The organism is Bradyrhizobium sp. UBA2491 (assembly GCF_002341725.1).
Lineage (GTDB): Bacteria > Pseudomonadota > Alphaproteobacteria > Rhizobiales > Xanthobacteraceae > Bradyrhizobium.
Genome location: NZ_DDOP01000103.1, coordinates 48,805 through 62,178 on the forward strand (window position 1 = coordinate 48,805; position 13,374 = coordinate 62,178).

Sequence of the window (13,374 nt, forward strand, 5' to 3'; positions counted from 1 at the left end):
CCAAGGAATGACCCGCATTCCCAATTTCGCCGATGTCGCCTTCCAGCCCACCGCCGTCGCGGCACAAGCTGCGAGCGCCGAGCCGTGGCTGACGCCCGAAGGCATTCCGGTGAAATCCATCTATGGCGAGGCCGATCTCGCCGGCATCGACTTCCTCGATACCTGGCCGGGCATTGCGCCCTATCTGCGCGGCCCCTACCCGACCATGTATGTCAACCAGCCCTGGACGATCAGGCAATATGCCGGGTTCTCCACGGCGGAGGATTCCAACGCCTTCTATCGCCGCAACCTCGCGGCGGGACAGAAGGGCCTGTCGGTCGCGTTCGACCTCGCCACCCACCGCGGCTATGACTCGGATCATCCGCGCGTCTCCGGCGACGTCGGCATGGCTGGTGTCGCGATCGATTCCATCTACGACATGCGCACGCTGTTCGCCGGCATCCCGCTCGACCAGATGAGCGTGTCGATGACCATGAACGGCGCGGTGCTGCCGATCCTCGCACTGTTCGTCGCCGCCGCCGAGGAACAGGGCGTGCCACCGGAAAAACTGTCGGGCACCATTCAGAACGACATTCTGAAAGAGTTCATGGTGCGCAACACCTACATCTATCCACCTAGCCCCTCGATGCGGATCATCTCCGACATCTTCGCCTACACCTCGCAGCGGATGCCGAAGTACAATTCCATTTCGATCTCCGGCTATCACATGCAGGAAGCCGGCGCGACGCAGGACCTCGAGCTCGCCTATACGCTGGCCGACGGCGTCGAATACCTGCGCGCGGGCCTTGCCGCCGGCCTCGACGTCGATCGTTTTGCTCCCCGCCTCTCGTTCTTCTGGGCGATCGGTATGAACTTCTTCATGGAAGTCGCCAAGATGCGCGCCGCGCGGCTCTTGTGGGCCAAGCTCTTGAAGCAGTTCAATCCGAAGGACCCGCGGTCGCTCAGCCTGCGCACGCATTGCCAGACCTCGGGCTGGTCGCTGACCGCGCAGGACGTGTTCAACAACGTGATGCGCACCACGATCGAGGCGATGGCGGCGACCCAGGGCCACACCCAGTCGCTGCACACCAACGCGCTCGACGAGGCGCTGGCACTGCCGACCGATTTCTCGGCGCGCATCGCCCGCAACACCCAGCTTTTCCTGCAACAGGAGAGCGGCACCAACCGCATCATCGATCCCTGGGGCGGCTCCTATTATGTCGAACGGCTGACCCGCGATCTCGCGGCCAAGGCGTGGGGTCATATCCAGGAGGTCGAGGAGCTCGGCGGCATGGCCAAGGCGATCGAGGCCGGCGTGCCGAAGCTGCGCATCGAGGAGGCCTCCGCCAAGACCCAGGCGCGGATCGATGCCGGCCGCCAGGCGGTGATCGGCGTCAATAAATACAAGCCTGCGAGCGAGAAACCGATCGACGTGCTGAAAGTGGAGAACTCCACCGTGCGGCGCTTGCAGATCGACAAGCTCGGCCGCCTGAAGAAGGAACGCAACCAGAAGGACGTCGATGCGGCGCTGGCCGCGCTGACCCGGTCAGCCGGCGAAGGCAACGGCAATCTGCTGGCGCTGGCGATCGACGCCGCGCGCGCCAAGGCCACCGTCGGCGAGATTTCGGACGCGATGGAGAAGGTGTTCGGCCGTCACCGCGCCGAGATCAAGTCGATCACCGGCGTCTACAAGCGAGAGGCAGCGACCATGTCCAACCGGGTCGAGAAGGTGCAGGAGCTGATCGACGCGTTCGAGGAGGCCGAGGGCCGCCGCCCGCGTATCCTGGTCGCCAAGATCGGCCAGGACGGCCACGACCGCGGCCAGAAGGTGATCGCATCGGCGTTCGCCGATGTCGGCTTCGACGTCGACATCGGGCCGCTGTTCGCAACCGCCGACGAGGCCGCCCGCCAGGCGGTCGAGAACGACGTCCATATCCTCGGCGTCTCCTCGCTCGCCGCCGCCCATCTCACCGCGGTGCCGGAATTGAAGGCGGCGCTGAAGAAGCATGGCCGCGAGGACATCATGATCATCATCGGCGGCGTGGTGCCGCCGCAGGATTACGACGCGCTGTACAAGGCCGGCGCCGAGGCGATCTTCCCGCCCGGCACGGTGATCTCGGATGCCGCCGAGGAGCTGATCCACAAGCTCAATGCCCGGCTCGGCCACAGCGAGGCGGCGGCGGAGTAACGCCGCCGTCGTCGTCTCCTCCCATCTGGAGTTTTCCATGCGCGCCGCACGCTCGATGACGCCTGGCCGCATCATGGGCCTCGCCGGCCTGCTGGCCTGCCTCTGCCTGCCGGCGCGCGCCGCCGATCCCAAGCCCGACGCTGCGATCAAGAACGCCAGCATCGAGGCGGGCGTCTATCTCGACGACAAGATCAAGGCCGATAGCGCGCTGGCGGCCAATTGCCTGGCCGAAGGCAGGAAATGGATCGACACGCAGGCCGCCGAGGCAGCGACCGACCGCAAGCAGGAGCCTGTGCTGTTCAAGGACCGCGGCGGCTATTCGATCGAGCGCAGATATTCGGTGCGGTCGGTCGTCGACGGCCGCTATGTCAGCGTGCTGCGCGACGACTACATGGACACCCACGGCGCCCATCCGAACACCGACGTCAACACCATCCTGTGGGACACGACGGACCACAAACGCATCAGCATCCGTCCGTTCTTCACCGAGACCGCCGACAACGGCCCGACCCTGACCGCACTGCGCAAGGCCATCGTCAGCGCGTTGAACGTCGAGAAGAAGCGGCGCGGCGCCGGCGAGACCGCGAACGCCGACTGGTACAAGGAGCTGAAGCCGACCCTGCTCCGGATCGGCGCGGTGACCCTGGCGCCATCGACCGAAGCCGGCAAAAGCTCCGGCCTCACCTTTCACTATCCGCCCTACGCCGTCGGCCCCTATGCCGAAGGCCAGTACGTGATCTTCGTGCCCTGGGAAACGCTGAAGCCATATCTCACGGCAGAGGGCGCGAAAATCTTCGGCGGCGCACGTCCGAAGGGCGATGCCGACGATCCGTAGTCGCGGGTTTCAACGCGCCGCGGTGTCATGACGCGCCAGCGCCCTCACCAGCGAGTTGGTCCAGTCCGGAATCCACTGCTGAAACTGGACCTGCCAGCGATCGGCATCGTCAGGCGCGGTGTCGAGCTTGACCGACCACTCGATGAAGGTTCGGTTGCCCTCGACGACCGGCAGCAGATGCATGGTGCCTTCGTACTGGGTCGGCTGCGGCACCTGCGAACCGCCATCCTGCGGAAACGGCAGCGGCTCGATGCCGGCATAAGTCAGCGAGTGCTGCCGGTCCGAATGGCCGGCCAGGCGTTGGCGAACCCAGAGGCCAAGATAGCAGAACCGCCTGATCGCACCGACCTCGTCGCCACGCCTGTCGTCCTCGATCACACTTTCGCTGACGCCATCGATATAGGCTGGATAGTTGTTGAAGTCGCGGATCAAGGACCACACGGTATCGAGCGGATGGTCGAGGACGGCGCTATAGTAGGCAACGGTCATGGCAGGCTCCGAAATGCTGTTCGGCTGTGATGTGGAACGCGCCCTGATCAACCGTATGACGTCGGGTATGCCCACCCGATTTCCGATCTCGCGGACTCCGTCCTCTCCCGCAACCGGCCGGCGAAGCAAACCAAGCTCGCGGCCCGCACGAGCGAAGCGGCATGCGGCGGAGTAAACCGGAGGTAGAGCTGGCTTGCGAGGTGTGGTGACCGCCGCTATGGTCGAGCGCCGCGCCACAGTCAGCAGCCATGTCCGAAACGACGATTGCCCAAGAAGGCTCCGCCCCCGCCGACGCTTCCAATTCGACCGATACCTACTGTCAGTACCTTGCCCGACAATTATGCGCGATGCAGGGTTTTGCGGTCGGTCCCGTGCCGGAAGCGGCAGAGTTGGCCGCTGCCTGCGATATCGTTTTGACCCTCAACCGGGTCGGTGCGCCCTTCACAATACTGTGCCTGATCGATCGAGAGAGCCATCCTGAACGAACCTTCAACCTCTCGCATCAGGAGCTGGAACGCGTCGGTCGTGACTGCGCGAAATACTCGCAGGCCGCCGCGCCATTTGGCGGCCCCACATCTTCGGTTGTGATTCGCGTGATCGAAGTGGGACCGACGACTGACCAGCGATTGGGGGAGTTGCGGCGCCTCAACTCGCCGCGGGATGCCGAATATCGAACGATCGCGCTGGTGATCGACACCGCGCAAAACCAGATCCTGCGGGAGGCCGATCTTGAAGACGGCTTCGACCGGGCATTTGTCGCGGGACTGCTGCGGATTCAACGACAACACGCCGCCGAGCTCAACCCATTGGCCGAGCTGCCGCCCGCGGTGTTCCCCTATCTGACGGTCGGCATCATTGCGGCACTGACCTTGATCTTCGTCGGCGAAGTTCTGTTCAGCGTCGAGGCTTCCGGCAAGGCGTTCGAGCCCGGCATCAAGACGCTGATTTCGCTTGGCGGCTTGCAACAGCTTCTTGTCGCCGGCCAAGGCCAATGGTGGCGTCTGTTCACTGGCCCTCTGTTGCACGGCAGCCCGTTTCACCTCGCGATCAACTGTTTCGTGCTGCTGCTCGCCGGCAGCGTTTTGGAACGCATCGTGGGGCGGCTCTGGCTCGCCGCCATCTTCGTGATCAGCGCGCTGGCCGGCGCCTGCGGCTCGCTGCTTTTCAATCCGCATTCGCTGGTTTCAGTGGGGGCGTCCGGCGGCATCATGGGGCTGTTCGCAGCGATGCTGGCAGTGAGCACCCACTACACCAATCCGCAGGTCCGCGCTTCGCTTCAAAAGCGAGCCTTTGGGGTCTTGATTCCATCAATGTTGCCGTTGGCGTCGGCGTTGCATTCCGGCAAGGTCGATTTCGCGGCCCACATCGCCGGCGCAGGCGGTGGCATTGTTGTCGGCCTGTTGCTCGTCGGCCTGTGGCGCGAGGAAGAGACGCAACCAGGCCTGCGCTGGGCAGCCGCCTCCGTCGCGGCGCTTGGCCTGCTGGGTGTGGCCGTTGGCGGAAAAGGAATTGCTGACGCCCGCAACCAGGAAATAGCCGTAGCGAACCAGATCGTCCTGATCCCTTCCGAATATCTTCCGCAGCGGGATTCGGACATCCATGAAGCTTCGGCGTGGTGGTACGTGGCCAAATACCCGTCTGATCCGCGCTCACACCTCTACAAGGCGATCTACCTGGCGAGGAAGTCCGACCTGGCTGGTGCCGAGGGCGAGTTGCGGACCGCGCTTGATCAGAAGCGGGCGCTGGAGGAATCACTTCCCTCCTCCGTGAGGCTTGCCCTGCAGGGTACCCTTGCAATCATCCTGCTCGACGAACATCGCGCTGGTGAGGCCAGGGAGATCGCATCGGCAGCATGCCATGACACGTCTTCGGACGTATATGCGAAGTTGAATGCCAGAGGCCTTTGCACCAATCCAGGTTAGGCGGTCGCCAGTCCGAACGATCACGGGCGATACCGCATTTGGCAAGCGGCCGAGGAGAGCGTGGCAGGGCATTCCGCTATCGCCTGTCACGGACAGCCGATGTAGAACCAAGACCATGACCTCACCGAAGCCTGCCTCTCCTGACACCGCCGCCCTCGCCCGTGACCTCCGTGCCGGTCACCGCGCCGCGCTGGCGCGGGCGATCACGCTGGTCGAGAGCCGGCGTGGCGATCACCAGGCCGCGGCGCGCGAGCTGGTGCAGGCGCTGCTGCCCGACACCGGCACGGCGGTGCGGGTCGGCATCACCGGCTCGCCCGGCGTCGGAAAATCGACCACCATCGATGCGCTGGGCATGTTCCTGATCGAGCGCGGCCACAAGGTCGCGGTGCTGGCGGTCGATCCGTCGTCGGCGCGCACCGGCGGCTCGATCCTCGGCGACAAGACGCGGATGGCGCGGCTTGCCGTCTCCGATCAAGCCTTCATCCGGCCCTCGCCGTCCTCGGGCACACTCGGCGGCGTCGCGGCGAAGACCCGCGAGGCGATGCTGCTGTGCGAGGCGGCCGGCTTCGATGTCGTGCTGGTCGAGACCGTCGGCATCGGCCAGTCCGAGACCGCGGTCTGTGACATGACCGATTTCTTCCTGGCACTGATGCTGCCCGGCGCCGGTGACGAGTTGCAGGGCATCAAGAAGGGCCTCGTCGAACTCGCCGACATGATCGCGATCAACAAGGCCGACGGCGACAACGTGAAGCGCGCCAACCATGCAGCGGCCGACTATCGCAGCGCGCTGCACATCCTCGCGCCACGCTCCGAGCACTGGCATCCGCCGGTCGTGACCTATTCCGCGCTGACCGGCACGGGGCTCGAGCAGTTGTGGCAGAAGATCCTCGATCACCGCACCGCGATGAACGCCTCGGGCGAGTTCGCGGCGCGGCGCCGCGACCAGCAGGTGAAGTGGATGTGGTCGATGCTGGAGAGCCGGATGATGGCGCGGCTGCGTTCGGACTCAGCGATCCGCGCCAGAGTGAAGAAGATGGAGGCCGAAGTCGCCGCCGGCCGCATCTCGCCCGCGGTCGCCGCTGAGCAGATCGCGGAGATGCTGCATTGAACGGCCGCCTGCGCATCCTGCTCACCGGCTTCGGACCGTTTCCGGGTGCGCCGTACAACCCCACCATGCCACTGTTGAAGCGGCTGTCTACGTTGCGCCGGCCTGCCTTCGACGACGTCGCGCTGACGAGCCACGTCTTCGACGTCACCTATACGACCGTCGATCGCGAGCTGCCGGAGCTGATCGCGCAGCATCGCCCGCAGGCATTGCTGATGTTCGGCCTCGCCGGCCGCACCGCGCATTTGCGGATCGAAAGCCGCGCCCGCAACGCGGTGACGACGCGCTTTCCCGACGCCGGCCGCCAGCATGCGCGCAAAGGATCGATTGTCGACGGCGCCGATGCGCGCAGGTTCGGGCCGCACAGCGAAAGGCTGCTGCGCGCTGCGTTGGCGACGGGCATCGATGCGCGGATGTCACGCGATGCCGGCAGCTATCTCTGCAACTATCTGAGCTGGCGCGCGATCGAAACTATGGATGGCGACGACAGCCTCCGTCTGGCACAGTTCGTCCATGTTCCACCGCTCGCCCATGATGGAACGGCCGCACGCGGAAAATCGTCGATTACCCTCGAGCAGCTCGTCGACGCCGGCGAGGCCATGCTGCTGGAGCTGGTCAAGCTCACCCGGCAGGCTGCGCGCGAGAGCGCTGCGGATTGATTCCGTGTTCCGGAAGCCTGGACGGGAGGCACGCCTCAGAGGAGCCAAGCTAGTTGAAAGGACGTTGCCTGAATATCCTGACGATCTCGCGCGGAAATTCATCCGTGACGACAAGCCATTCGTCGGGCAGTGGTATTAGGTCGTTCCCGCGCCCAAATCCGCGACGCGCGACTACTTCGCGTCATTCGCATCTGGAAGCCGCTGGCGCCTCTTATCGAGCGCTCTCGCAACGTCAGGGGGTAAGGGGCTGGAGGCTGGCTGTCGCTGCATGGATATAGCCATCGCTGCGGCATAGTCGGCACTCGCCGCAGCATGGTCCTTCCTTTTCTCGTACACGGCGCCACGCGAGCGATAGGCCTGTTCGTTCTCGGGATCGAGTGCAATCAGCGTTGTGAAGTCGGCGATTGCATGATCGAGGTCGTCGCTCAGCGCATACGCACGGCCGCGAAGTCGATACGCATAGGCATGCTTAGGACTTAGCCTAATCGCATTGCTGGCGTCGGCGATAGCTTGCGCAGCGTCTCTTTTGTTCAAATACGCGTCGGCACGAAGCTCATATGCGAGCGCGCTGTCTGGGTTGACCGCAATCCAGCGGTCGATATCGGCGACTGCGCTATCATAATCACCCCTTTGCAGATAGGCGATGGCCCGAAGACGGTAACCTTCGTAACCACCTCGCGGCTCAATTCGAGCCGCCGCCTCACGGTCCGCTAGCGCAAGTTTCCACTCACCGAACGCGCCGTAGTTTTCCTGCCGGATGAGATAAGCAGCCACGAACTGCGGGTCTATTTCGATCGCCTTGGTCTCGTCGGCGATTGCACCGAGACGGTCTCCCTTTCTCTGACGCGCGATGGCGCGGTTGGAAAAAGCGCGCACGTTGACAGGGTCGATTTCGATGGCTTTGGTACTATCGGCTATTGACCGGTCGTAGTCGCCCTTTCCAAAATATGCTGCGCCGCGTCGCATATAGGCGTCCGATAGGATCGGATTGATTCTGAGGGCTTCGTTTTCGTCATTGATTGCCGCATCGTACTCACGATTGCGCCAGTGCGCGGCTCCGCGACTATAATAAAGGTTGGCGCGCTCAACCTGATCCGGTTTGCCGCTATCGAGCAGCCGCGTGCAGTCGGAAATAACGGCGGCTTCCGGTGTATCGTCGGCCGCATTGCAGAGGTTACTATCCTTGCCGTCTTCGGCGAGCACCATAGGCGAGACCAGAGCCAGCGCAGCGGTGAGGATCAGTACTCTCATGACTTGGTGTATCCGAGACGCCCCAAGCGTGCCTACACCGCTACAATCTACTTTGAGGTGCCGTGCCGAGCAAGGCTCTTCAAGCGGCGCTGTAGCCGCCGTCGATCACATGCGATGCGCCGGTCATGAAGGAGGCCTTGTCCGAGCACATCCAGACCACCGCTTCGGCGATCTCCTCGGGCACGCCGAGGCGCCGCACCGGCACCTTGGCGATGATCTCGTCATGACGTTCGTCCATCGTCTCCTTGGTCATGGGCGTCTTGATGTAGCCGGGATTGACGCAGTTCACCCGGATGCCGTCCTCGGCATATTCGATCGCCGCGGACTTGGTCAGTCCGACGACACCGTGCTTGGTCGCGACATAATGGGCGGACGTCGCGAGGCCGACCAGCCCTGCGATCGAAGCCGTGTTGACGATCGCGCCGCCGCCGCCCTGCTTGAGCATCTGCGCGATCTCGTATTTCAGGCACAGGAACACGCCCATCAGATTCACCGAGAACATCTTCGCGACGGAGGGCTGGGTGAGTTCATGAATGCGCTGGCCGGGCGGCCCGACCGAGCGTCCGGCAACGCCTGCATTGTTGAATGCGCAATCGATGCGCCCGAACGCCGACACCGTGCACGCCACCATGTTCGCGACATCTGCCTCATCGGTGACGTCGCCCTGGATCGCGATCGACTGGCCGCCGGCGGCGTTGATCAGCGCAACCGTCTGGTCGATGCCGTCTTTCGAGAGGTCGGACACCGCCACGCGCGCGCCTTCGCGCACCATCGCAATCGCCGTGGCCCGGCCGATGCCGGAGCCGCCGCCCGTCACCAATGCGGCCTTGCCGTCCAGAATGCCCGTCATCAGAAGCTCCTTTAGAGCGCAAAGAGAATAGATCGAATCGTGACTACTTCATTGTTCTCTGTTTGAGCACGATCTTCTCGGAAAACCGCTTCGCACTTTTCCGGATCATGCTTTAGCGCTTTCCTTCGATTGCGATCTCGACGAGGTATGGCCGCCCGGTCGCGACAGCTTTCGCAACCGCGCCGGCGATCTCGTCGGCCTTCTCGACCCTGACGGCCTCGACGCCCATCCCGGCCGCGAGATGCACGAAATCGAGCGCGGGACCGGTGATATCCATGTTCTGATACGGGTGCTGGGTGCCGGCTTCGAAATTCTGCCGCCAGACATCCACGTTATGCTTGAGGATACGGTATTCACGGTTCGCAAGCACCACGAACACGATCGCCAGCTTGTGGTGCGCGGCGGTCCACAGCGCCTGGATCGCGTACATCGCCGAGCCGTCGCCGGAGATGGCGACGACCGGACGATCCGGCATCGCGACCTTGACGCCGATCGCGCCGGCGAGGCCCTGCCCGATGCCGCCGCCGCGGCCGCCGAAATAATCGCCGAAGCCGCTATAATCGAAGGCCCGCGCGAGGTCGAGGCTCGCCGTGATGCTCTCATCGACGATCACCACATCGTCGGGCAGCCCGCGACGAAGCTCGGCGGTGACGCGCGGCATCGAGCTCGGCTCGCGGTCCCAGCCTTTCTCGACGCGGGCGCGGTAGGCTTCCTTCTCTTTCCGCTGCAATTCGGCCAGGATGGCATTGCGGCCTTGCGCGGCCTGCCTGAACTCCGCATCCGCCGTTGCGTGCAGCGCGTCCGTCAACGCACCGAGGCTGACGGCGATGTCGCCGACGACGCCGGCATCGATCCGGTTGTTGAGCGCGAGGCGCTCGGCGGAGGCTTCGATCTGCAGCAAGACCGCGCCGTCGGGGATGTGGCCGCCGGGTGCGAACCAGATGTCCTCGAAGAACGGACCGCCGATCAGCAGCACGAGATCGGTGTCGCCGAGCGCCTTCCGCACCTGTCGGGCGTCGCCCGGGAGCGACTGCCGGTAACTTGGATGGCTGGTCGGAAACGGCGCGTGATGGCGCAGGCCCTCGAACCACACCGTGGCGCCGATCACCTCCGTCAGCGCCACCAGTGCCTGCTCGCCGCCCGATCTCGCCACGTCGTCGCCGGCGATGATGGCAGGATTTTTCGACTTCAGCAGCAACGCAGCCAGCGCGTCGATGCCTGCCGGGTCGGGACGTGTCGATCGCCACAGATTGTCCGGCGTCGCGGCATCGACCGCGGTCTCCTGTTCCAGGACGTCGATCGGCAGCGACACGAACACCGGCCCCTGCGGCGCGTCGGTTGCGACCTTGAACGCGCGTCGCATGATCGGTGCGATCTCGTCGGCGCGCTCGATCTGCACGCTCCACTTCGTCACCGGCGCCGCCATCGCAACGAGGTCGTGCCCGAGCAGCGGGTTCTTGAGCCGCATCCGCGTGTCCTGCTGGCCGGCGGTCACCACCACGGGCGAACCTGCCTTCAGCGCGCCGTAGAGCGAGCCGATGCCGTTGCCGAGGCCGGGAGCGACGTGCAGATTGGCGACGGTGACGCGCCCCGCCGCCTGCGCGTAGAAACTGGCCGCGCTGACCGCGACACCTTCATGCAGCGCCATGATGTATTCGAGTTGCGGAAATGCCGGCAGGCTGTCGAGCAGCGGTGTTTCGGTGGTACCGGGATTTCCGAAGATATGACGCACGCCGTGCGACACGAACGATTCCATCAGTACACGACGCCCGCGCATTCGTTTCCTCTCGATTGGCTTTGACTTGTTTTGCGCATCATCGGCCGGGGCGCGGCCCATGGCAACCGCGCAAGACAGTTCGTGTCCGCGCGGCGCGCTGCGTCTCCTGCATGGCTTTGACGGCGTGAAGCGGCTGCACCCGGGGTTAACCCTACCGCCAACAATCGCAGGGCTGCGTCGGCGTGTTCACCATGCTGCGCCGCCTTTCGCGCTACTGATCGGGCGCGAACGCAACCGCTCGCGAGTATTTTGCGAGGGCAATGCCCATGGACGTCAACCGCCGCCATCTGATCGGAGCATCCGCCGCCGGCGTCGCAGGCGCGATTGCGATGTCGCCGGACGCGGCGCGCGCCGCGCAATCTACCGGCTCGCTCGGCCGCGACGTCACGCAATATGGCGTCCGCCCCGGCAGCCCCGACGACCAGACCCGCAACCTGCAACGTGCGATCGACGATGCGGCACGCGCGCAGGTGCCGCTGGCATTCCCGCCCGGCGTCTACCGCACCGGGCTGCTGCGGCTTGCGCCCGGCAGCCAGTTGATCGGCGTGCGCGGCGCCAGCCGGCTGGTGTTCAATGGCGGCGCCTCACTGCTGGAAGGCGAAGGCGCCGGCGGCATCGTGCTGATGGGCCTTTCCTTCGACGGCGGCAATGTTCCGCTACCGACGCGGCGCGGCCTCGTCCATTGCCTGTCCGGCCGCGACATCCGCATCACCGATTGCCAGTTCACCGCAAGCGGCGGCAGCGGCATCTGGTTCGAGCAGATGTCGGGCGACGTCAGCAACAATGTCTTCACCGGCATCGCGACCACAGCGCTGGTGTCGTTCGATGCGCTCGGCCTGATCGTCTCGCGCAACACTATCAAGGGCACCAACGACAACGGCATCGAGATCCTGCGCACCGCGATCGGCGACGACGGATCGATCGTCGCCGACAACCGGATCGAGGACATCAAGGCCGGCCCTGGCGGCTCCGGACAGTATGGCAACGCCATCAACACGTTCCGGGCCGGCAATGTGATCGTGCGCGGCAACCGCATCAGCAATTGCGACTTCTCTGCGGTGCGCGGCAATTCGGCCTCCAACATCCACATCACCGATAACAGCGTCAGCAATGTCCGCGAGGTCGCGCTCTACTCGGAGTTCTCGTTCGAGGCCGCCGTGATCGCCAACAACAGCGTCGACGGCGCGGCCCTCGGTGTCTCCGTCTGCAATTTCAACGAAGGCGGCCGCATCGCGGTGGTTCAAAGCAACATCATCCGCAATTTGTTGCCGAAGCGTCCCGTCGGCACCGACCCGAACGACGGCGCTGGCATCGGCATCTATGTCGAGGCCGACACCTCAGTGACCGGCAATGTGATCGAGAACGCGCCGAGCTTCGGCATCGTCGCCGGCTGGGGTAAATATCTGCGCGACGTCGCGATATCAGGCAATGTGATCCGCAACGCCCTGATCGGCATCGGCGTCTCGGTCGTGCCCGGCGCGGGCTCGGCGCTGATCAACAACAACATGATCGCGGAAACCCCGCGTGGCGCGGTGGTCGGCCTCGATCACGCCCGCCCGGTCACATCGGACCTGTCGGCCGGTGGCGCCCAGCAATATACGCAGCTCGTGGTCGGCGCGAACGCGGTCCGGCGCTAGCGCCGCGGTGCGAGCAAATCCAGCATCCGGTAGACAAGGCTGAGACCCAGAGCGGCGACCATCGCGGCTTCCAGTGCAGCTGTCGCGTTCGCAACGAATACGAAGCGGACAACATCCGGCACCGCCATGTCTCCATCAGGTACTCTTGTGATGAAAGGATACAGCATGAGACCAACCAACAGCATGCCCATGACGCCGCCAGTCGCCTGGATCACGTCAAGTTTGCCGAACTGCCCCGAATCGGAAACCTGCCAGCATCGACAGAGCGTATAGACGACAACAAGAACGCAGCCTGCCGGCACCATGGCGATCACAAGACCCGGCCCTGACAGCAGACCAAGCAGTTCCACGATAGATACGATTGCGGCCGCGCCAAGCGCGATACCGATGAAACGTGTAGCGACTTGATTGAGGGAACGAACGCCTGCGGCACGTCGATATTCTTCGAGGCTAGCGCCAAGTGACAGACCACGCTGCCTGACTGATGCAGTCCCCACCAGCAGACCCAAAATGGCACCAAGAAGCGGTGCTATCACCGTCGCTGAAGATGAGCGCAAGACAACGAGTGCGAAGCCCGTTGAGACGATGCCGCCCAGGACGGCAACAAGAATGGCGTAAGGCATGACAGAAACCGCGCTGGTCGATCTGGCGACCAGGCGGACTATCCGCAACGGCGCTTAAC

Annotated in this window: 11 protein-coding genes; 6 read left to right on the plus strand and 5 right to left on the minus strand. The window is 64.3% G+C overall.

Translation table 11 applies throughout. The features are described 5' to 3' along the window. Positions 1–7 precede the first annotated feature (7 nt). Together scpA and B2W55_RS33590 are read left to right on the plus strand one after the other, a co-directional pair. Positions 8–2,167: a methylmalonyl-CoA mutase gene (gene scpA, locus B2W55_RS33585; protein WP_024579502.1), complete on the plus strand. Its 2,160-nt coding sequence runs from the start codon at positions 8–10 to the stop codon at positions 2,165–2,167. A 37-nt stretch (positions 2,168–2,204) separates the two neighbouring features. Then, positions 2,205–3,002, plus strand: a complete 798-nt coding sequence (locus B2W55_RS33590; RefSeq protein ID WP_024579501.1) for an RsiV family protein — start codon at positions 2,205–2,207, stop codon at positions 3,000–3,002. A gap of 9 nt (positions 3,003–3,011) precedes the next feature. Here B2W55_RS33590 and B2W55_RS33595 read toward each other — a convergent pair whose 3' ends face one another. Further along, positions 3,012–3,491 carry an SRPBCC family protein gene (locus B2W55_RS33595; RefSeq protein ID WP_024579500.1) on the minus strand — a complete coding sequence of 160 codons (480 nt, stop codon included), beginning with the start codon at positions 3,489–3,491 and terminating at the stop codon, positions 3,012–3,014. A 248-nt stretch (positions 3,492–3,739) separates the two neighbouring features. Here B2W55_RS33595 and B2W55_RS33600 point away from each other — a divergent pair, with 248 nt between their 5' ends. The 3 genes from B2W55_RS33600 to B2W55_RS33610 all read left to right on the plus strand — a co-directional run bounded on the left by B2W55_RS33600 (position 3,740) and on the right by B2W55_RS33610 (position 7,177). Beyond that, positions 3,740–5,413 (plus strand): rhomboid family intramembrane serine protease, encoded by a 1,674-nt coding sequence (locus B2W55_RS33600; protein WP_080891056.1) that lies wholly within the window; start codon positions 3,740–3,742, stop codon positions 5,411–5,413. 115 nt (positions 5,414–5,528) lie between these two features. After that, positions 5,529–6,521: a methylmalonyl Co-A mutase-associated GTPase MeaB gene (gene meaB, locus B2W55_RS33605; protein WP_024579498.1), complete on the plus strand. Its 993-nt coding sequence runs from the start codon at positions 5,529–5,531 to the stop codon at positions 6,519–6,521. Beyond that, positions 6,518–7,177, plus strand: coding sequence for a pyroglutamyl-peptidase I (locus B2W55_RS33610; protein WP_024579497.1), 660 nt, complete (start codon positions 6,518–6,520; stop codon positions 7,175–7,177). Before meaB ends, B2W55_RS33610 begins: the two co-directional genes overlap by 4 nt. Positions 7,178–7,348: 171 nt before the next feature. Here the strand turns inward: B2W55_RS33610 and B2W55_RS33615 are convergent, their stop codons facing one another. The 3 genes from B2W55_RS33615 to B2W55_RS33625 form a co-directional block, all read right to left on the minus strand. Beyond that, positions 7,349–8,428 (minus strand): tetratricopeptide repeat protein, encoded by a 1,080-nt coding sequence (locus B2W55_RS33615; RefSeq protein WP_024579496.1) that lies wholly within the window; start codon positions 8,426–8,428, stop codon positions 7,349–7,351. A 79-nt stretch (positions 8,429–8,507) separates the two neighbouring features. Continuing rightward, entirely contained in the window at positions 8,508–9,278 is a 771-nt protein-coding gene (locus B2W55_RS33620) for an SDR family NAD(P)-dependent oxidoreductase (protein WP_024579495.1), read from the minus strand. Between the two features lie 112 nt (positions 9,279–9,390). Next, positions 9,391–11,055 carry a thiamine pyrophosphate-binding protein gene (locus B2W55_RS33625; RefSeq protein WP_080891055.1) on the minus strand — a complete coding sequence of 555 codons (1,665 nt, stop codon included), beginning with the start codon at positions 11,053–11,055 and terminating at the stop codon, positions 9,391–9,393. A 266-nt stretch (positions 11,056–11,321) separates the two neighbouring features. Between B2W55_RS33625 and B2W55_RS33630 the strand changes: the two genes are divergently transcribed. Next, complete coding sequence (locus tag B2W55_RS33630; protein WP_024579493.1) at positions 11,322–12,692, plus strand: TIGR03808 family TAT-translocated repetitive protein; 1,371 nt, start codon at positions 11,322–11,324, stop codon at positions 12,690–12,692. On the opposite strand, the gene B2W55_RS33635 is transcribed toward B2W55_RS33630, so the two are convergent. Beyond that, positions 12,689–13,315, minus strand: coding sequence for a hypothetical protein (locus tag B2W55_RS33635; protein WP_024579492.1), 627 nt, complete (start codon positions 13,313–13,315; stop codon positions 12,689–12,691). The two genes, B2W55_RS33630 and B2W55_RS33635, sit on opposite strands and share 4 nt — an antisense overlap. Positions 13,316–13,374: the final 59 nt, after the last annotated feature.

What these genes read in the sequence shown, in the direction of transcription:
- scpA (WP_024579502.1), top strand. Translation starts at nt 8, where the DNA reads ATGACCCGCATTCCCAATTTCGCCGATGTCGCCTTCCAGCCCACCGCC.
- B2W55_RS33590 (WP_024579501.1), top strand. Translation starts at nt 2,205, where the DNA reads ATGCGCGCCGCACGCTCGATGACGCCTGGCCGCATCATGGGCCTCGCC.
- B2W55_RS33595 (WP_024579500.1), bottom strand. Translation starts at nt 3,491, where the DNA reads ATGACCGTTGCCTACTATAGCGCCGTCCTCGACCATCCGCTCGATACC.
- B2W55_RS33600 (WP_080891056.1), top strand. Translation starts at nt 3,740, where the DNA reads ATGTCCGAAACGACGATTGCCCAAGAAGGCTCCGCCCCCGCCGACGCT.
- meaB (WP_024579498.1), top strand. Translation starts at nt 5,529, where the DNA reads ATGACCTCACCGAAGCCTGCCTCTCCTGACACCGCCGCCCTCGCCCGT.
- B2W55_RS33615 (WP_024579496.1), bottom strand. Translation starts at nt 8,428, where the DNA reads ATGAGAGTACTGATCCTCACCGCTGCGCTGGCTCTGGTCTCGCCTATG.
- B2W55_RS33620 (WP_024579495.1), bottom strand. Translation starts at nt 9,278, where the DNA reads ATGACGGGCATTCTGGACGGCAAGGCCGCATTGGTGACGGGCGGCGGC.
- B2W55_RS33625 (WP_080891055.1), bottom strand. Translation starts at nt 11,055, where the DNA reads ATGCGCGGGCGTCGTGTACTGATGGAATCGTTCGTGTCGCACGGCGTG.
- B2W55_RS33630 (WP_024579493.1), top strand. Translation starts at nt 11,322, where the DNA reads ATGGACGTCAACCGCCGCCATCTGATCGGAGCATCCGCCGCCGGCGTC.
- B2W55_RS33635 (WP_024579492.1), bottom strand. Translation starts at nt 13,315, where the DNA reads ATGCCTTACGCCATTCTTGTTGCCGTCCTGGGCGGCATCGTCTCAACG.